Origin of the sequence: Lysinibacillus xylanilyticus, assembly GCF_001183605.1 — a bacterium.
GTDB lineage: Bacteria > Bacillota > Bacilli > Bacillales_A > Planococcaceae > Lysinibacillus > Lysinibacillus xylanilyticus.
The window spans coordinates 394,483-412,979 of record NZ_LFXJ01000005.1; the positions used below are offsets into that span (position 1 = coordinate 394,483).

Here is an 18,497-nt window from a genome sequence, read left to right on the forward strand (position 1 = left end):
AACAAATAGAAACTACTAAGGGGGGAAGCTGATTAAGCGTCCGCATGTCAAACAACATGAAAAATATTGAATTTGAAAAGCCGTCCTATTCAGAATGGCAAGATGCAGCAATCAAGGCTTTAAAAGGGAAACCATTCGAGTCTCTTTTAACGAAAACGAGTGAAGGTATTACATTAGAACCTCTTTACACCCAAGAAAGTTTAGTAGCAAAACTTGGTGAAGAACTTGATAAACAAGTTGCTACAATCCGTTCCCTACAAAATAACGAAGCATTTCGAGTGGCACAGCAAATATATACTGATACAAGCGAGGCATTTTTTGCGCAGCTTGATGATAGCTTAGCTCGTGGCAATGAAGTAGTAACAATTGATAGCCGTATGAAATTTGAATGGACTGAAGAGGTATTGGCACAATTAGCGACTTATTTCTCTGAATATTCGTTTAAAGTTACGGTTGAAAATTCAAATGACCCATTATTAGCAGTGTTCGACAAAATAGCAGTTAATCAGCGAGAAACAGTAAACGGTTTCATCGTATCGAAAGACCCGATCTCTTTAAATGAATACCCGAGCGTGCGCTCAGTCGGTGCGAATACGACAGTTTATCATAATGATGGAGCAAATGCTGTGCAAGAGTTAGCATATGCACTAGCATTAGCCGCAAAATACGCAAATCAAGAAGAAAACTTTGAAGTGTTCGCGAAGAAATTTTATGTATCCTTTGCAGTTGATACACAGTTCTTTACAGAAATCGCAAAACTCCGTGCTTTTAAAGTACTTTGGAAAGCGTTCTCATCCGCTTATGGCGTATCTAATTGCGTAAAAGTTCCAACTATTGCTGAAACATCGTTAAGAAGCTTCTCGAAGCTGGATGTTTATGTAAACTTATTACGTTCAGCGAATGAAGCTCTTTCTGGTTTAATTGGCGGTGCGGATGTCTTTACAGTTCACCCTCATGATGCATTAACGAAGCCAACCGATCAATCGGTTCGTATTGCACGTAATGTATCTTTAATCTTAAAAGAAGAAACAAATGTTTTAAAAGTTATAGACCCAGCTGGTGGCTCTTACTTTATTGAGTCATTAACAGCAGATTTTGTGAAAGAAGCTTGGGCATTATTCTTAGAAATTGAAGCAGCTGGAGGCATTGACGCTTACACTGCATCTGGAAAGCTTACTGAGGAAATAGAAAAATCCTATCAAGCTCGTATCAAAGCAGTACAAACTCGTAAGCAATCATTAATAGGTACAAATATTTATGCTAATCCAGCAGATGTGCTTGAAAGCGAAACAAACCCAGCATTTGCAGCAATTAAGCGAATTGCTAAACCTTTTGAGCAGTTACGTGCGGAGATGACAGCAGCAAATATGAAAACAGGAATCTTAGCATTAGGTACACTAAAAAGCTCAAAACCACGTGCTGATTTCGTGTCAGGTTTTTTAAACACTGTAGGGCTTGTGCCAGAAAAAAGTGAACCAATTGCTACAGCAGAAGAAGCATTAGCTTGGTTAAACTCTTCAGAAGCAACATATGTGGTGATTTCAGGTAATGATGACGATACTAAAGAATTAGTACCAGCAATTTTAGCAGGTAAACCAGATAACGTAATTGTTGACGTTGCAGGTAAATTTAAAGACGAAGAAGAAGCTTGGTTAGCAAATGGCTTAAACGGCTTTATTTTCGCAGGACAGAACATCATCGAAAAATTAAACTCAGTGTTCGCTAGCATGAAGGAGGTCCAACGATGAGCAAGCCAATTTTTAGTGCAGTTGAAATTGAAAAAGTTTTAGCAGCAGAAGCACCTCAAGCGTCAGAAGAAAAATTCATGACCAATGAAGGTATCGAAATTAAAGATATATACACAAAAGAAGATATTAAAGAGGCTAAACATTTAAATGATGTAGCAGGTATTGCGCCAAATACGCGCGGTCCATACCCTACTATGTATGTAGCTCGTCCTTGGACTGTTCGCCAATATGCTGGTTTCTCAACAGCTGAAGAATCAAATGCATTCTACAAACGTAATCTTGCAATGGGTCAAAAAGGTCTTTCAGTTGCCTTTGACTTAGCAACTCACCGTGGCTATGACTCAGATCATCCTCGTGTAACAGGGGATGTTGGTAAAGCTGGAGTAGCGATTGACTCCATAGAGGATATGAAAATTTTATTTGACCAAATTCCTTTGGATCAAATGTCAGTTTCTATGACAATGAATGGTGCTGTATTACCAGTTCTTGCATTCTATATCGTTGCTGCTGAAGAGCAAGGTGTTACACCAGACCAATTAGCGGGTACGATTCAAAATGATATTTTAAAAGAATACATGGTTCGTAACACATATATTTATCCACCAGCAATGTCTATGAAGATTATTGCAGATATTTTTGAATATACAGCGAAATATATGCCAAAATTTAACTCAATTTCGATCTCTGGTTACCATATTCAAGAAGCGGGGGCAACAAATGACATCGAGCTTGCTTATACACTAGCAGATGGTCTTGAATATGTTCGTACAGGGCTAAAAGCTGGAATCGATATTGATGCCTTTGCACCGCGTCTATCATTCTTCTGGGCAATCGGTATGAACTATTACATGGAAGTTGCAAAAATGCGTGCTGCGCGTCGAATTTGGGCACAAATGATGTCAACGTTTAATCCGAAAAATCCTAAGACATTAGCACTTCGTACACATTCGCAAACATCTGGTTGGTCTTTAACAGAGCAAGATCCATTTAACAATGTGGCACGTACATTAATCGAAGCTAATGCGTCTTCAATGGGGCATACGCAATCTCTTCACACAAATGCACTTGATGAAGCGATTGCCCTACCAACTGATTTCTCTGCACGTATTGCACGTAATACACAGCTGTTCCTACAAGAAGAAACGGCAATGACAAAGGTCATTGACCCGTGGGGCGGTTCGTACTATGTGGAGAAATTAACAGACGAAATTACAAAATCTGCGTGGGCATTAATTGAAGAAATCGAAGAACTAGGCGGTATGGCGAAAGCGATTGAAACAGGTCTGCCAAAAATGAAAGTCGAAGAGGCTGCGGCAAAACGTCAAGCGAAAATTGACTCTAAAACAGAAACAATCGTTGGTGTAAACAAGTATCGTCTAGAAAAAGAAGAGCCTATCGACATTCTTGACATTGATAATACATTAGTTCGTCAAAAGCAAATTGAACGTTTAGAAGCAATGAAGGCAGCTCGTGATGAAGCAGAAGTACAAAAACATCTAGCTCGATTAACAAAAGCGGCGCAAGATGGTGGAGAAAACTTATTAGCAATCGCTGTCGATGCAGCGCGTGCTCGTGCTTCTTTAGGTGAAATTTCTGATGCAATCGAAGTTGTTTCAGGTCGCCATAAGGCAGTAATTCGTTCAATTTCTGGCGTTTACTCTGCAAACTTCTCAGATGAAGAGCAAATTGCTGAAATGAAACAAATGACAGAAGAGTTCCTTGAAAATGAAGGTCGTCGCCCACGTATTTTAGTAGCGAAAATGGGACAAGATGGACATGACCGTGGTGCGAAGGTTGTGGCAACAGGGTATGCTGACTTAGGCTTTGACGTGGATATTTCACCATTATTTATGACACCTGCTGAAGCAGCTCAAATGGCTGTTGAAAACGATGTTCATGTCATTGGTGTATCTTCATTAGCAGCCGGTCATAAAACACTAGTTCCTGAATTAGTAGCAGAGCTAGAAAAATTGGGTCGCGAAGATATCATTATTATTGTTGGCGGTGTTATTCCAGCACAAGATTATGAATTCCTTTATGACGCTGGAGCAGTAGCAATTTTTGGACCTGGTACAGTTATTCCTGTATCTGCACAAAAGATTATTGAAGAGATTTACAAACGTTTAGGCTATGAGGAAGTGTCTGAATAATGGACAAAAACAAAGGAATGCCTGAAAGTGCGCTATTTGTTATGGACGGAGTAGAGGCAACTCACGACGGAATGCAATATGGTACACCGAAAAAATTCCGAAAGAAAAAAGCAGACAGTTTAAACATACAGGAGCTTGCACGAGAAGTACGTGCAAGCTCTCGTACACACTTGTCAAAAGCTATTACACTCATTGAAAGTTCAAATGTAGCACATAAAGTGCAAGCACAAGAACTCTTACAAGAGCTTCTACCACATACAGGAAATAGTGTCCGTATTGGGATCACAGGCGTTCCTGGTGCGGGAAAGAGTTCGTTCATTGAAGCTTTCGGAACGATGCTTTGTGAGATGGGGAAAAAAGTGGCAGTCCTTGCGATTGATCCAAGCTCTTCTTTATCGGGAGGAAGTATATTAGGCGATAAAACTCGAATGGAGGAGCTCGTGAAAAAGCCTAATGCATTTGTTCGTCCCTCTCCCTCAGCTGGTACCCTAGGGGGTGTTCATAAAAAGACACGTGAAACGATGCTTGTTTGTGAAGCGGCTGGCTATGATGTCATTTTAATAGAAACAGTCGGTGTTGGACAAAGTGAAACGTATGTCCGCGGTATGGTTGATTTCTTCTTGCTGTTAGTTTTAACAGGTGCAGGGGACGAGCTACAAGGCATGAAAAAGGGCATTATGGAGTTAGCAGATGCCATTGTTGTTCATAAGGCTGATGGTGATAATGTTCGCCTTGCTAAAAAAACGGTATCCGAGTATAAGCAAATCTTACATTTCTTACAGCCTGCAACTCCAGGTTGGATGTCCACAGCAATGCCGGTAAGCTCATGGGAAAAACGTGGTCTCGACAAAGTCTGGAGCACAATAGGGGAGTTTAGACAAATCGTTGAGGCAAATAATTACTGGTCAATCAGACGCCAAAATCAGACGAAAGATTGGTTCCAATCGATGATTACCGACCATTTGATCGATATGTTTTATGGTAATCCAGAACGTAAAGCACAGGTGCAACTTTTAGAACGTCAAATTTTAAATGGACAGTTGACAGTCACACAAGGTGTAGATCGTTTATTTAGCGATAAACAATCACAGAAATAATATGATCCTTTATCTGAGCAACTAGGTGCACAAATTCGTCACTAACTGCTATGATAGGAGATGTATGTGCGTCGACTATCTAAAGCTAGTAAGTTTAACTTCTTTCAGCTGAAAGAAGTTAAAGTCTCCGGACGCAATTATGCCGAGACAAATTTGATGATGACGCGAACTTGAAAGGAGCTAATCGCTATATGAATATGGATTACGATTTATTTATGCAAGAAATTTTAAAAACAGCACGTGCAGAAATTGAGGGTGCAGGTTATGAGCAACTTCGCACGCCAGAAGCTGTTGAAGAGGCGTTTGCTCGTCCAGGTATTACATTAGTCATGGTAAACTCAGTATGTGGCTGTGCAGGCGGTATCGCACGTCCAGCAGCAGCGCAATGCGTACATTACGATAAACGTCCAGACCATCTTGTAACGGTATTTGCTGGTCAAGATAAAGAAGCTACTGCAGCTGCCCGTTATCACTTCGGTGAAGATCATTTACCATCTTCCCCATCATTTGTGTTATTAAAAGATGGACAAGTAGTAGCAGAAGTTGGACGCTATGAAATTGAGGGGCATGACCCAATGTCAGTAGTAACAAACCTACAAGCAAACTTTGAGGAATACTGCGACGAACTTTAATTTTATTCACAAGAGTTAAAAGAAGAGCTATTAGTAAGCCCCGCAGCTACAAAAACATCTGCGGAGGCTTACTGCTTAGCCATGATAGTTGATCCCCGATTAGCATGACTCCATAGATAACCTTCTTTTATATCAATATATTAGTCATTTGGCGTTCGGAATATTTGAAATATTGGCTAAATGAATCACCTAAAGTTCGAAATGAATAAAATTAACAGGACTGTTGATTAGAAATATTGGGCATTATTGTGGTGATACCCATTATTTTTCTAAAATTATATATTGCGGCTCATCGGACGCCCCCAGGAAGCTTTCCTCTGCGCTTCAGCGACAATGTCTTATCTGCGCGACAGCGATAAAAGCGCCCAGCCGGAACGGAAATCAACCTCACATTATGGTGATGATCCTATGTTTGTAGTGATATATAGCCTTCAACACGTTTGTATAATTAGAGTACTGAAAGATAGGAGGCAGTCGACTTGAAGAAGTTTTCAATCGGCTATCGTACATTAAAAACGGCATTTGGTGCAGCAATCGCTATTGCCATTGCCCAATACTTTGAATTAGCTTCTTATGCATCTGCTGGTATTCTAACAATATTATGTGTACAGCCAACGAAGAAAAAATCTCTTCATTCTGCTTATACACGATTCGTCGCAAGTATTATCGGTATGCTTTATGCATTTTTAAGCTTTGAGCTATTTTCCTATCATCCGCTTACATTAGCAGGTATGCTAATCGTCTTCATACCAACAATTGTATCTTTAAAGGTAGCGGACGGCTTTGTCTCTAGTGCAGTAATTATCATGCATATTTATGCAGCTAAAGGTTTTTCATTGGCACTTGTTTCTAATGAATTTGCATTAATGGCAATTGGTTATGGTACGGGAATAGCTATAAATATGTATATGCCAGACATTCAAAAGGAATTAAATTACTATCGAGTTAAAATTGAGGAGCTCTACAGTAAGATTTTTTTAGAAATCGCCAACTATTTAAGAGAAGGCGATACATTGTGGGATGGGCAGGAGATTATTGAAGCGATTAAAGCATTAAATAGTGCGAAATCCCTAGCGTTTAAAGATGTTGAAAATCATTTTACGAGACGAAAAAATGACTACTACGTGTATTTTGATATGCGTGAACAGCAGCTAGAAATTATCGATAGGGTTTTACCGAAAATAACGGCACTCCCTGTTATAGTACAGGAGGCGGTGATTGTCGCTGACTTTTTACAGGACCTCGGTGAGCATGTTCATTCAGGAAATACGGCTAGTCATTTTAGAGAGAAGTTAGAGCAGGTAAAGCTAGATTTCGCCCAGTTACCTTTACCGGAAAATCATGAGCAATTTCTAGCACAAGCGGCACTCTATCAATTTATTGAGGAAATGGATCGATATTTAGAAATTAAGCAATCTTTTAAGGGGTTAAAGGTAAAGAAAGAGCGCCCGCAGTAATGCGGACGCCTAGCTTTTCATTACACAAACATTGATAAGCCGAATGCTAGAGATGAAATTACCATAATTGCAATCATAGTATAAACAACGATTTTTTGAAATTTTTTATTACTCATATGCTCGTTCGCTCCTTCTTTTCTTATAAATAGTTTATCAAATCTGAAAAATTTCTCAAGTAGTAGAGTTTTGACGAAAAAGTCTGTAAAATAGATTATGTACCATAACAGAAGGAGATGTCACCATGGAGAGAGTAGATCATATTGGGATTGCAGTCCGCGATCTTGATGAACGCATTACATATTATACAGAAACTTTAGGCTTAAAGCTGCTGAAAGTGGAAGAAGTAGAATCTCAACAGGTTCGTGTTGCATTCATTGATGCGGGTAATGTGAAAATTGAGTTATTAGAACCGATGAATGAAAAAAGTACTATTCACGGATTCATCGAGAAACGTGGAGAAGGTATTCACCATGTAGCTTTCGGTGTAACAGGGATTCGTGAGCGTATGGCTGAGCTTCGTGAAAAAGGCGTACGACTTTTATCCGAAGAGCCAGGACCAGGTGCTGGTGGTGCAGAGGTTGCTTTCATGCACCCGAAATCATCTTTCGGTGTGTTATATGAATTATGCGATAAAAGTGGAAAAGGGGATAAGTGATTAGTATGGATATGTTCGACAAAATTAATGACTTGTATGATCGTAAGACAGTAATTGAACTTGGTGGCGGCTATGAGCGCATCGAGAAGCAACATGATAAAGGCAAATTAACTGCTCGTGAGCGTATTGAATTATTACTAGACGAAGGTACATTTTTCGAGATCAACCCATTCATTACACACCGTACAGTAGACTTCGGCATGGACAAGATGGAAGGTCCTGGTGATGGTGTAGTCACTGGTTTCGGTAAAATTAATGGACGTCCAGTATACTTATTCTCTCAAGATTTCACTGTATTTGGTGGAGCGCTTGGTGAAATGCACGCAAAGAAAATGGCAACAGTGATGGATCTCGCTGCAAAAAATGGTACACCATTTATCGGTATTAATGACTCAGGTGGCGCTCGTATTCAAGAGGGTGTACTTTCACTTGATGGTTATGGACATATTTTCTATCGTAATGCAATCTACTCTGGGGTAATTCCTCAAATCTCAGTTATTATGGGGCCATGTGCTGGAGGGGCGGTATATTCTCCAGCAATTACAGACTTCATTTTAATGGTTGATAAAACATCTCAAATGTTTATTACAGGACCTAAAGTTATCGAAACGGTAACAGGTGAAAAGATCTCTGCTGAAGATTTAGGTGGTTCTAAAGTAAACAACGCTGTAAGTGGTAACGCACACTTCCGCGCACCATCTGAAGAAGAAGCTATTAATGAAATTAAGAAACTATTAAGCTACTTACCACAAAATAATAAAGAAAAAGCACCGCGTCAGGCACGACCAGAGGGTGATGACTATCGTCCAGAAATCGTGGATACTATACCAATCGAAACTACTCGTCCTTACGATGTACGTAAAGTAGTTGAGCAAATAGTGGATGAAGGCTCATTTATGGAAGTTCATGCAGAATTTGCAAAAAACGTAGTAGTTGGTTTTGCGCGTATTGCTGGTGAATCAGTTGGTCTTGTATGTAACCAACCTAAAGTATTAGCTGGTGGATTAGATATTGATTCTTCAGACAAGGCTGCTCGTTTCATTCGTACTTGTGATGCTTACAATATACCAATCATCACATTTGAAGACGTTTCTGGTTTCTTCCCAGGCGTTAAACAAGAGCATGGCGGTATCATTCGTCACGGAGCGAAAATCCTATATGCATATTCAGAAGCAACTGTACCAAAAATTACAGTGATTCTGCGTAAAGCATACGGTGGAGCGTACGTTGCCCTTAACTCTAAATCAATTGGGGCTGACTTAGTATTTGCTTGGCCTAACGCAGAAATTGCTGTAATGGGTGCAGCGGGTGCAGCTAACATTATTTTCGCGCGTGAAATTGCAAAATCGGAAGATCCAGAAGCAACTCGTGCAGCGAAAATTGAAGAATATAAAGAAAAATTTGCAAACCCTTACGTGGCAGCATCTCGCGGTATGGTAGACGATGTTATCGATCCACGTGATACACGTATTAAGCTAATTCAAGGACTAGATATGTTATCGAACAAACACGAAACACGTCCAGAGAAAAAGCACGGAAATATTCCTCTATAAAAATTGTAAAAGCCTAGTATCCTTTGAGATTACTAGGCTTTACTTTCTGATTTTTAAGAACTTTAGATAATAAAAGATTTTATTAAAGTTGTTAGATAATTGAAACATATCCTCGCTTCATCCGTACATATATGTAAGAGGAGTTGAGATGAATGGAATGGAAACAATTACAAAAAGAACAAGAGATGATTCATGCACAATTAAGAACTGCTAGTAGGTTAAGTGAACAAAAGGATTTAATTGAAAAGCAAATCGAGCGTGCACAACAGGAAATTTATAAACATTCTAAAGCACTCAATCAAATTCGTTTGAAACTAGATAAGTTAGAAGGCTTTTCTTTTATGAATATGATTCGTACGTGGACAGGGCAACAAGATGAGCTACGTACAGAAAAAATTGATAAAGCGGCCATTCTTGAATTAAAAATAAATGAAGCAAAGAAGATGGAACTTGATTTGACAGATGATTTAGGGCAAATAAACACTAAACTTACTCAAATTAATGAACACGAGTTGCAAGAAGTTTTAAGCCAATTAAATGCTAAAAAGAAAGGCTATTTACAATTACATGAGCCTGAACAGGCAAAAAGGCTTGAACAATTAGCACATGAAGAAATGTTAACGAAACAACTAATTACAGAGATAGGGGAAGCAGAAGAAGCTGGTGAAGCAGCACTTACAAAGCTTGGGCAAGCTGCAGAGTCCCTGCATTCCGCAAATGGTTACTCAGCGTGGGATACGTTCTTTGGTGGGGGACTCATTGCGACACATTTAAAGCATGATGCACTTGATCAGTCCGAAAATTATCTTCATAATGCTCAAATTGCGTTACAGCGCTTCCATAACGAACTACTGGATGTACATGATATGTCAACGAAATCATTAGCAATTGAAACAGATGGATTTGTAAAATTTGCGGACTATTTCTTTGATGATATTTTTTCAGCTTGGTCTGTCCATTCTAAAATATCTACCGCAAGAGAGCAGGTTTCTCGTGTACAAGATGATGTACATAATACGATTTTGCGTCTACAGGATAAACATAACAAGGCAGATGGCTATTTGCAGTCTCTACATAAAGAAAAAGAAGCAATCTTTCAAAACCCAGATATAAAGTAAACTGTGAAAAGACTTTCCCCTCTTTTCACAGTTTTTTTATTTATCAATAAAGGATGATTGGTGATTTACGTTTCAATCTGCTGCTTTTCCTGCAGTGAGCGGTGTGAAAGTGTCGATTGGAGTGAAGGCTGGGCGACTCCTTGGGATCAGCATCACAGATGAGTCCCTGGAGCGCTAGCAACAATGTTTTATCTGTGCGAAAGCGAAGCGACAGCAGTAAAATGACCAGCCGGAAAGGGAATCATCCCCTTGTTTTGCCAAGGAGTAATTGCTATTCCTTCATAAAAATAGCTTAGTTCTGTAAGCGAATTATTTCAACTCTTTAGACGTTGTGCTAAAATAATACTTATACTATAACGTGGAAAAACACGTAAACTAAGGGAGTCCTACAACATGACAAGTCGTTTAGTAGAAGAGTTTTTTGAGCTCGTACAAATCGATTCAGAAACAAAACATGAAGAAGTGATTGCGCCGATTTTAATCGACAAATTAACAGCACTTGGTTTTTCAGTAGAACAAGATGATGCACATACACGTAACGGGCATGGAGCAGGTAATATACTTGCTACGCTTAAGGGTTCATTAGACATTGAACCAATTTATTTTACGTCTCATATGGATACAGTAGTCCCAGGTAAAGGGATTAAACCATCTCTTCGTGAAGATGGCTATATCGTTTCAGATGGTACAACTATTTTAGGTGCTGATGACAAAGCAGGTCTTGCTGCATTATTTGAAATGGCTAAACGCTTAAAAGAGCAAAATATTGAACATGGTGATATTGAATTTATTATTACAGCTGGTGAGGAAAGTGGACTCGTTGGCGCTAAAGAGTTAGATCCAGCTAAAATTAAAGCAAAATATGGCTTTGCAGTAGACAGCGATGGCAAAGTAGGAGGAATTGTAACTGCAGCTCCATTCCAAGCAAAAATCTTCGTTAAAATAATTGGGAAAACAGCTCACGCTGGTGTTGCTCCAGAAAAAGGAGTATCTGCGATTACGGTTGCTTCCAAATGTATTGCACAAATGAAGCTTGGTCGATTAGATGAAGAAACAACAGCTAATATTGGTCGCTTTGAGGGTGGTCAGGCAACAAATATTGTGTGTGATGAAGTAACGATTATTGCAGAGGCTCGCTCAATTGACAAAGCGAAGCTAGATACACAAACTAAGCATATGCAGGAGACGTTTGAGCAAGTAGCAGCTTCATTAGGAGCAAAGGCTGAAGTTGAAGTGAAGCTAATGTATCCTGGATTCCGTGTAACAGAATCAGATAAAGTTGTGCAAGTAGCTATTGCAGCTGCTAACAACATCGGACGCACACCAAAGCTTGGTATTTCAGGCGGGGGTTCTGATGCTAATGTTATTGCAGGCTTTGGCATCCCTACAGTGAATCTTTCTGTTGGATACGAGGACATTCATACAACAAATGAAAAAATCCCAGTAGAAGAATTAGAAAAATTAGCAGATTTACTAGTTGAAATCGTAAAAGAGTCTGCACAAAAATAACAACAGAATCTAAGGAAGTGACCGCATGGAAAGTGTAAAGGCAGTAGTTTTTGCTTGTGGTACAGAGGAGTATGCAGTGCCTGTGGAACAAGCCATTTCGATTGAAAAATTAGAGCAAGTAACACCGATTCCTCATTTGCCTAATTATCTACTAGGCTTCACAAGAATTCGTGGTGAGCTTGTGCCTGTGCTTGATTTTGAGCGTATTCTTTATAATCGTTCCTCAAATGCTACAACAGCACGGATTATTGTGTTGAACACGGATGTTGTGAATTATGGGTTACTTGTAACAGAAGCTCGTGAAATTCTTGATTTAGATGAGTCGGTTTTAAAGCAGATGGGACTGGTCAATTATTCAAAAACACGGTACTTTACAGCTGTGGCCAATCTTGAAAATCGTATGATCACATACGTTGACCCGAAAATACTTGTGAATTCATTAGAAGGTATACGTGAAATAATAAATTATTTACACAAAATGCTTGAAAATGAAAAAGAAAACGTAGAGGCATGATTTTTTTATAATTAAGAATTAATTCAATACAATAATTTACACATCATAGTTGATGTTTTAGGCAGAATTACAAATTTGTGATTCTGCTTTTCTTTTTAACCTCTTTTCCATTTCGACTTGGCGTACTTTCCTGGAGGTGTCCAATAAACGACATAATAACAAATAAGCATAAATATGAATATGTCTTTCTATAGTATAAATAAGTAAATATTAAATTAGGGGAGGTATTTGTCATATGGATTCAAAGAAAAAGGAAACACCAGAAGAAAAGAGAGAGCGTTTAAAACAAACTGAATTAAAAAACAATGCTACTGGTTCTTTAAACGATGGAATAAATAGAGGAACTAGCGGAAATCTAAATGGTATGGGTTGGAAAGAGACGGTGGTATTAGTTTTAGTGTTATTTATAGGATACATTACATATAAATTGTTTTTCAGTTAAAGATATCGAAAGGAATCTTTATCTAATTTTGCATTCCTTAATCCTCAATTGCTACGCATACATCTTCACTATCGTTCATTCAATATGTTCACCTTGATCATCACTACTACGTTTTTATGCTGATATAGTAAAAATAACCTGTGTTCGTATTATCTTATTTAAAAGTCTGCAATAAAATTATGCGTTTTACCTACAGACATAATCATTCTAACGCCGTATTATGTTAGGTAAGAAAACTACTGTCAAAGGCAAACTTCACCGAAAGGGAAGGACGCAAAGCCATGAGTCTAAACACTATTTTAGTGCATGATTGTCAGGTTGCCAGGTTCTGTTCTATGAGCCCCGGCAAATAGAATGGAGATGTAATATATGGTAAGTCGTTTACTATCAAAAGCAATCATTGTTTTTATAGTAACAATTGTAAGTACGCTAGGATTATCAATGGGGAAGGTAGACGCAATGGCCATGCAAGATAGGGCTACCTGGTTATGGGATACGACAAAGATTGTCGAAGATGAATCAGGAGTACTCTCATTTTTAGAAAGCAAACAAGTTAATAAATTATATTTACAAATTAATAGTGATATAGCTAGTAACTATTACAAAAGCTTTATTGATAAAGCAACGGCAAAAGGTATAAAAGTATACGCGTTAGATGGTTCTGCAAGTTGGGTTTCAACAGTGGGCTATAAAATGCAGGATCAGCTGTTTGAATGGTTACAAACATATAATGAAAACGCAGCAGCAACAGAGCAATTTTCTGGCGTTCATCTTGATGTAGAGCCCTACTTAAATAGTGGTTGGAGCTCGAACCAAGCGAAAACAATTGAATCCTATCAAGCGCTTCTTACTAGAGCGAAAGGGGATACCGATCGATTACACTTGCCATTGGAAGTTGATATGCCATTTTGGTTTGACGAAATTACTTACAAAAACCAATTTGGTAAAGGGTTATTAGCTGATTGGGTGATTGACCAAGTGGAAAGTGTTTCGATAATGGCATATCGAGATGCGGCTAAAGATATTATTAATATTGTTGAACATGAAATAAACTATGCAAAAAAAGTAAAGAAATCAATTGTTATTGGTGTGGAAACAGGAGCCTCTGATGAAGGAGAAAATATTACCTTCTATGATGATGGAGAAGCCTTTATGAATAAACAGTTAGCACAAGTTCATCAATATTATGCAAATAAAAAAAGCTATAGTGGTTTTGCCATTCATCATGTTGATAGTTGGATGAATATGCAGCCATAAAGAATCCTCTCCAGCATTAAGTTGGAGAGGATTTTCTTTGCCTTATGAAAGTCGGCCGCTATAGTCTTCGAATTTAAATTCACGAATGACTTTAATGCCTTCTTCATCGTTATAAGAAACGATTGATGGAAGATTTACGCCATTAAACATATGATTTTTCACCATTGAGTAATGCGCCATATCTGTAAATACAAGACGATTGCCTGGTTGTAAAGGCTGTTCGAATGAATAATCACCAATTACATCACCAGCAAGACATGTAAGCCCGCCTAGGCGATATGTGTAAGCAAGCTCATTCGGTTGACCAGAACCGATAATCATTGGGCGGTATGGCATTTCTAGAACGTCTGGCATATGGCAAGTTGCCGATGTATCTAAAATTGCTAGGTCCATACCGTTTTTCTGTACATCAAGAACAGTTGCTACTAAATAACCTGTATTAAGTGCAACAGCTTCACCTGGCTCTAAATATACAAGAAGGTTATACTTGTCTTGAATATAATTAATGATATTCACAAGCTTTTCTACATCATAATCCTTACGAGTAATATGGTGACCTCCACCAAAGTTTAGCCATTTCATTTGATGTAAGACCTCACCAAATTTTTCTTCGACAACTTGTATAATACGCTCTAATGTATCGGAGTTTTGCTCACACATTGCATGGAAGTGTAAGCCATCAATACCGTCAAGCTGTGACTTGTCGAAGTTGGCTAATGTTGTGCCAAGACGAGAATTCGTGTAGCAAGGGTCGTAAAGTGCTGTTTCAATTTCAGAGTACTCTGGATTGATACGAATACCACATTCAATTGTTTTACCAACAGATTTTACTTTGTCCTTATATTGATTCCATTGGTTAAATGAATTAAACACAATATGATCAACATAGCCAAGAAGCTCGTCCATTTCATGTTCCACGTAAGCAGGTGCATAGACATGAACTTCTTTGCCCATTTTTTCATAGCCGAGTTGAGCTTCAAATAATGAGCTTGACGTAATCCCTGCTAAATATTCACCCACTAATGGGAATGTTGAATGCATGGAAAACCCTTTTAAGGCCAGTAAAATACGGCAGCCTGTGCGATCTTGAATCGATTTTAAAAGTTCTAGATTTTTTGTTAATAATCGTTCATCCACAACGTAAGAAGGGGATGGAACTTTTGAGAAATCAATTGGCTTCATCGACTTAATTCCTTTGCATCTAACTCAAGGTCAAGTAATTCTGGATTATGGCTTTCTTGCCATGGTAGACCCCATTTATTTAGTGCATCCATGAATGGATCGGGATTGAAGTCTTCAACATTCCAAACGCCAGGTTTACGCCATTCACCATTCATCACAAGCATTGCACCAATCATTGCTGGTACACCAGTTGTGTATGAAATTGCCTGTGAACCAACTTCGTTATAGCATTCCTCGTGGTCACAAACATTGTACACGTAATAAGTTTTTTCCTTACCATCTTTTAGACCGCGAATAATACAACCGATGTTAGTTTTTCCTTTTGTACGTGGTCCAAGTGAAGCTGGATCAGGCAGTACAGCTTTAAGGAAGTGAATTGGTTGAATCATTTGTCCTTCGAATTCGATAGGCTCGATAGAAGTCATACCAACATTCTCTAATACTTTTAAATGAGTTAAGTATTTTTCAGAGAATGTCATCCAGAAACGGATTTGCTTTAAGCCTTTAATGTTTTTAGCAAGTGATTCTAGTTCTTCATGGTATAAAAGGTAAATATCTTTTGGTCCGATTTCTGGTAAGTTATAAATCTCTTTTTTCTCAAGTGGTGCAGTTTCAACCCACTCGCCTTCTTTCCAGTAACGACCATTCGCAGTAATTTCACGAATGTTGATTTCCGGGTTGAAGTTTGTTGCGAAGTGGTAACCGTGATCACCAGCATTTGCATCCACGATATCAATGTAGTGGATTTCATCAAATTCATGTTTTTGTGCATGAGCTGTGAAAACGCCCGTTACACCTGGGTCAAAACCGCTACCAAGTAAAGCAGTTAAGCCAGCTTTTTCGAACTTCTCTTTATAAGCCCATTGCCATTTATATTCAAATTTTGCCGTTTCAGGTGGCTCGTAGTTTGCAGTATCCACATAGTGTACACCCGTCGCTAAGCAAGCATCCATAATCGTTAAGTCTTGATAAGGTAGTGCTACATTAATAACAACTTCCGGTCCAAAGGCTTTAATCAGCTCAATAACCTCTTCCGTATTGTCTGCGTCTACCTGTGCGGTATGAATCTTTGTTTTTCCGCCATCTAGTTTTTCTTTTAGAGCGTCACATTTTGAAACAGTTCTACTTGCGATACAAATCTCCTCAAATACGTCCGAATTTTGAACACACTTGTGTACCACAACACTGGCTACTCCGCCAGCTCCTATAATCAATGCTTTACCCAATTGTCTACCCCCAAATTCATATAAGTATTGTCAAACAAGCTGATTATACAGAAAATTGAATTACTACTCAATCATTCTTTTTAAATTTTCTACAAATTTTTTATTTTTCAGCAACAATTAGCCGTATTCAGTGGGTAATACCACGAAAAAAGAAGCTTTTCATGAAAAAAAATTCCCTTTACTACGGATGTAGAGAAGGGGGGAATTTCTTTTTTGTTCAACAAGCGTTTAAAAAAATTCAGGTGACTTAAAAACTGTAGTTTTAAATCATGCAAGTTATTTAGAAAAATGATTCGATATTTGTTGTTTTTCGTCCCCCCATAAATAAAAAAAGATTAGTAGTAATGCACTTAAGAACCCCATTACGAGGGCGTAAGTGCTGAGGGCCACATCCACTTGACTTTGCATAGCATAAATGAAAATAGCTCCTAATGTTAACAAATTTCCAATAATAAGCGTTACAAAATGAAAACGTCTATTCATAGCAAGCCGCCCTCCTATATAGTTTACATGCCTTCAATAAATGAAAATACACTTCAATTATCTCATAATTCAGAACATTATCCAATGTTTTTTCATTTTGGATTATCGTTATAACGTAGGGGTTGATTTCCGTTCCGACTGGGCGCTTTCCTAGGGGCGTCCGATGAGCCGCTAGGAAAGCGCTGCTCGCTCCAGGGTCTCGGGCCAACACGATGTTGGTCACGAAGGCGTTATCACAGGATGTGATGGTTTTAGCCTTCGTTCCTCTATCGCTAATCCCCAAGGAGTCGCCCAGTCTCCACTCCAATCAACTTATTTACATAGTATATGTTCTACCAAATGTCATCCTAATAATGATGTATCATTTAAATTACCGTTCTTTAAAGTGATTCTAAAATAGTGCCTTGCTATTAAGTTAGTCCTAACGACTGGAGGATGAAATGTACAATGAACAGACTTTTCTTTTTCGTGTGGTCTGGTGAATCAGTCTTGAATTAAAAGAATTGTAGAAAAATTATTGCTATTTAGTTTGTTTTAGATTTAAAGATGGTAAAATACCTATAAGACTTTTCTTATAGTGAAGGTGAGGATTTTTATAGTGATCAAACAGTTTGATGAGCAAGTCCAGCAGATAAATGAATTATTTTTAAATGGTCATGTGAAAGAAAGCTATCAATTAGCGAAAGCACTGTTAGCTAATAGTACGTTTACAGATCATGAATCATTTCTAACAATACAACAGCACGTCGCGTTGCTAGAAGCGAACGGTTACGCAAATATGCCAGTTCCTACAGATGAAAAAGTGAAGCAAAGTGTTGAACGGACAGATGGATCCTATCCAGAGCGCGATGTACTAGCTGCATACATAGGAAGTGAGGATGATCAGCAATTCGGTAAAGTAGTAGATGAATTATTAGCAGGATCGGTCGAGGCACAAGCGAATGCATATTATACAATGGCTGAATTTTTTGCTCTTGCAAAGGAGCATGATAAAGCACTTGTGCAATATGCGGAAGCGATAAAACTACAGCCAAATAAAGGCCTTTACTGGGGAGCCTTTGCACAGTTTTTGAGTCGAAGTGAAGGCAGTCCGTATTTAGCATTACGTCTTATTGAAGAAGCTATTCAGTTAGATAACATGAACCCGCGCTGGTACTACATTCAGGGGAATATTTTTTTACAGCTTGTCGCAGCTACAAAAAATTTAAGCTATTTACCTGCTCTAGAAGACGCGTGGGAAAAGGCTAAGAAACGTTGCTCTGCTAAACAGGTTGCATTAAAAGTGGACATCGCGAAATCCAACGACGTACTATCACAATGGAAAAAACAAATGCTCTAAGAGGAAAAAGAAAGCAGTCCACAACTATAAAGCTAAGATAAGAATATAAAAACTTGAATAGCAATAAGAATAGGTATCCCAATAATTTCATACAAATAAATAAAGTACTAGCATATAAAAAATGAATATTTATTA

At 38.5% G+C, this 18,497-nt stretch carries 17 protein-coding genes and 1 riboswitch; of the genes, 13 read left to right on the plus strand and 4 right to left on the minus strand.

The annotated features are described in order from the left end of the window. The first annotated feature begins 56 nt into the window (after positions 1 to 56). The 5 genes from ACZ11_RS05025 (at position 57) to ACZ11_RS05045 (ending at position 7,084) form a co-directional block, all read left to right on the plus strand. Positions 57 to 1,748, plus strand: coding sequence for a methylmalonyl-CoA mutase family protein (locus ACZ11_RS05025; RefSeq protein WP_403089016.1), 1,692 nt, complete (start codon positions 57 to 59; stop codon positions 1,746 to 1,748). Beyond that, on the plus strand, positions 1,745 to 3,898 hold the full coding sequence (gene scpA, locus ACZ11_RS05030) for a methylmalonyl-CoA mutase (protein WP_049664238.1): 2,154 nt from the start codon (positions 1,745 to 1,747) through the stop codon (positions 3,896 to 3,898). Before ACZ11_RS05025 ends, scpA begins: the two co-directional genes overlap by 4 nt. Then, the gene (gene meaB / locus ACZ11_RS05035; protein WP_049664239.1) at positions 3,898 to 4,995 is read left to right on the plus strand and encodes a methylmalonyl Co-A mutase-associated GTPase MeaB; all 1,098 of its coding nucleotides are present in this window, start codon (positions 3,898 to 3,900) and stop codon (positions 4,993 to 4,995) included. Before scpA ends, meaB begins: the two co-directional genes overlap by 1 nt. 191 nt (positions 4,996 to 5,186) lie before the next feature. Next, a complete protein-coding gene (locus ACZ11_RS05040) occupies positions 5,187 to 5,627 on the plus strand; it encodes a BrxA/BrxB family bacilliredoxin (RefSeq protein WP_049664240.1) in 441 nt (146 codons plus the stop codon). Positions 5,628 to 6,106: 479 nt separating this feature from the next. Continuing rightward, on the plus strand, positions 6,107 to 7,084 hold the full coding sequence (locus ACZ11_RS05045) for an aromatic acid exporter family protein (RefSeq protein WP_049664242.1): 978 nt from the start codon (positions 6,107 to 6,109) through the stop codon (positions 7,082 to 7,084). 20 nt (positions 7,085 to 7,104) lie between these two features. On the opposite strand, the gene prli42 is transcribed toward ACZ11_RS05045, so the two are convergent. Further along, a complete protein-coding gene (gene prli42, locus ACZ11_RS25620; protein WP_152911477.1) occupies positions 7,105 to 7,200 on the minus strand; it encodes a stressosome-associated protein Prli42 in 96 nt (31 codons plus the stop codon). A gap of 125 nt (positions 7,201 to 7,325) precedes the next feature. Here prli42 and mce point away from each other — a divergent pair, with 125 nt between their 5' ends. From mce to ACZ11_RS05080, 7 genes are all read left to right on the plus strand, one after another. Beyond that, complete coding sequence (gene mce, locus ACZ11_RS05050; RefSeq protein WP_049664243.1) at positions 7,326 to 7,739, plus strand: methylmalonyl-CoA epimerase; 414 nt, start codon at positions 7,326 to 7,328, stop codon at positions 7,737 to 7,739. 5 nt (positions 7,740 to 7,744) lie between these two features. Continuing rightward, positions 7,745 to 9,292: an acyl-CoA carboxylase subunit beta gene (locus ACZ11_RS05055; protein WP_049664244.1), complete on the plus strand. Its 1,548-nt coding sequence runs from the start codon at positions 7,745 to 7,747 to the stop codon at positions 9,290 to 9,292. Between the two features lie 152 nt (positions 9,293 to 9,444). Next, positions 9,445 to 10,410 (plus strand): hypothetical protein, encoded by a 966-nt coding sequence (locus tag ACZ11_RS05060; protein WP_049664246.1) that lies wholly within the window; start codon positions 9,445 to 9,447, stop codon positions 10,408 to 10,410. A gap of 393 nt (positions 10,411 to 10,803) precedes the next feature. After that, complete coding sequence (locus ACZ11_RS05065; protein ID WP_049664247.1) at positions 10,804 to 11,919, plus strand: M20/M25/M40 family metallo-hydrolase; 1,116 nt, start codon at positions 10,804 to 10,806, stop codon at positions 11,917 to 11,919. A 25-nt stretch (positions 11,920 to 11,944) separates the two neighbouring features. After that, complete coding sequence (locus ACZ11_RS05070) at positions 11,945 to 12,433, plus strand: chemotaxis protein CheW (RefSeq protein WP_049664248.1); 489 nt, start codon at positions 11,945 to 11,947, stop codon at positions 12,431 to 12,433. A 235-nt stretch (positions 12,434 to 12,668) separates the two neighbouring features. Then, positions 12,669 to 12,875: a DUF6366 family protein gene (locus ACZ11_RS05075; RefSeq protein WP_049664249.1), complete on the plus strand. Its 207-nt coding sequence runs from the start codon at positions 12,669 to 12,671 to the stop codon at positions 12,873 to 12,875. 237 nt (positions 12,876 to 13,112) lie between these two features. Next, positions 13,113 to 13,201, plus strand: a riboswitch (cyclic di-GMP riboswitch). Positions 13,202 to 13,244: 43 nt separating this feature from the next. Next, complete coding sequence (locus ACZ11_RS05080; RefSeq protein WP_049664251.1) at positions 13,245 to 14,132, plus strand: hypothetical protein; 888 nt, start codon at positions 13,245 to 13,247, stop codon at positions 14,130 to 14,132. Positions 14,133 to 14,174: 42 nt separating this feature from the next. Here ACZ11_RS05080 and nspC read toward each other — a convergent pair whose 3' ends face one another. The 3 genes from nspC to ACZ11_RS05095 all read right to left on the minus strand — a co-directional run bounded on the left by nspC (position 14,175) and on the right by ACZ11_RS05095 (position 17,023). Continuing rightward, a complete protein-coding gene (gene nspC, locus ACZ11_RS05085; RefSeq protein WP_049664253.1) occupies positions 14,175 to 15,314 on the minus strand; it encodes a carboxynorspermidine decarboxylase in 1,140 nt (379 codons plus the stop codon). Beyond that, positions 15,311 to 16,540, minus strand: coding sequence for a saccharopine dehydrogenase family protein (locus tag ACZ11_RS05090; RefSeq protein ID WP_049664254.1), 1,230 nt, complete (start codon positions 16,538 to 16,540; stop codon positions 15,311 to 15,313). Before ACZ11_RS05090 ends, nspC begins: the two co-directional genes overlap by 4 nt. Positions 16,541 to 16,816: 276 nt before the next feature. Further along, a complete protein-coding gene (locus ACZ11_RS05095) occupies positions 16,817 to 17,023 on the minus strand; it encodes a hypothetical protein (RefSeq protein WP_049664255.1) in 207 nt (68 codons plus the stop codon). Between the two features lie 598 nt (positions 17,024 to 17,621). Here ACZ11_RS05095 and ACZ11_RS05105 point away from each other — a divergent pair. After that, entirely contained in the window at positions 17,622 to 18,362 is a 741-nt protein-coding gene (locus tag ACZ11_RS05105) for a tetratricopeptide repeat protein (RefSeq protein WP_236690782.1), read from the plus strand. The last annotated feature ends 135 nt before the right edge of the window (positions 18,363 to 18,497 follow it).

What these genes read in the sequence shown, in the direction of transcription:
- ACZ11_RS05025 (WP_403089016.1), top strand. Translation starts at nt 57, where the DNA reads ATGAAAAATATTGAATTTGAAAAGCCGTCCTATTCAGAATGGCAAGAT.
- scpA (WP_049664238.1), top strand. Translation starts at nt 1,745, where the DNA reads ATGAGCAAGCCAATTTTTAGTGCAGTTGAAATTGAAAAAGTTTTAGCA.
- meaB (WP_049664239.1), top strand. Translation starts at nt 3,898, where the DNA reads ATGGACAAAAACAAAGGAATGCCTGAAAGTGCGCTATTTGTTATGGAC.
- ACZ11_RS05040 (WP_049664240.1), top strand. Translation starts at nt 5,187, where the DNA reads ATGAATATGGATTACGATTTATTTATGCAAGAAATTTTAAAAACAGCA.
- prli42 (WP_152911477.1), bottom strand. Translation starts at nt 7,200, where the DNA reads ATGAGTAATAAAAAATTTCAAAAAATCGTTGTTTATACTATGATTGCA.
- mce (WP_049664243.1), top strand. Translation starts at nt 7,326, where the DNA reads ATGGAGAGAGTAGATCATATTGGGATTGCAGTCCGCGATCTTGATGAA.
- ACZ11_RS05055 (WP_049664244.1), top strand. Translation starts at nt 7,745, where the DNA reads ATGGATATGTTCGACAAAATTAATGACTTGTATGATCGTAAGACAGTA.
- ACZ11_RS05060 (WP_049664246.1), top strand. Translation starts at nt 9,445, where the DNA reads ATGGAATGGAAACAATTACAAAAAGAACAAGAGATGATTCATGCACAA.
- ACZ11_RS05065 (WP_049664247.1), top strand. Translation starts at nt 10,804, where the DNA reads ATGACAAGTCGTTTAGTAGAAGAGTTTTTTGAGCTCGTACAAATCGAT.
- ACZ11_RS05070 (WP_049664248.1), top strand. Translation starts at nt 11,945, where the DNA reads ATGGAAAGTGTAAAGGCAGTAGTTTTTGCTTGTGGTACAGAGGAGTAT.
- ACZ11_RS05075 (WP_049664249.1), top strand. Translation starts at nt 12,669, where the DNA reads ATGGATTCAAAGAAAAAGGAAACACCAGAAGAAAAGAGAGAGCGTTTA.
- ACZ11_RS05080 (WP_049664251.1), top strand. Translation starts at nt 13,245, where the DNA reads ATGGTAAGTCGTTTACTATCAAAAGCAATCATTGTTTTTATAGTAACA.
- nspC (WP_049664253.1), bottom strand. Translation starts at nt 15,314, where the DNA reads ATGAAGCCAATTGATTTCTCAAAAGTTCCATCCCCTTCTTACGTTGTG.
- ACZ11_RS05095 (WP_049664255.1), bottom strand. Translation starts at nt 17,023, where the DNA reads ATGAATAGACGTTTTCATTTTGTAACGCTTATTATTGGAAATTTGTTA.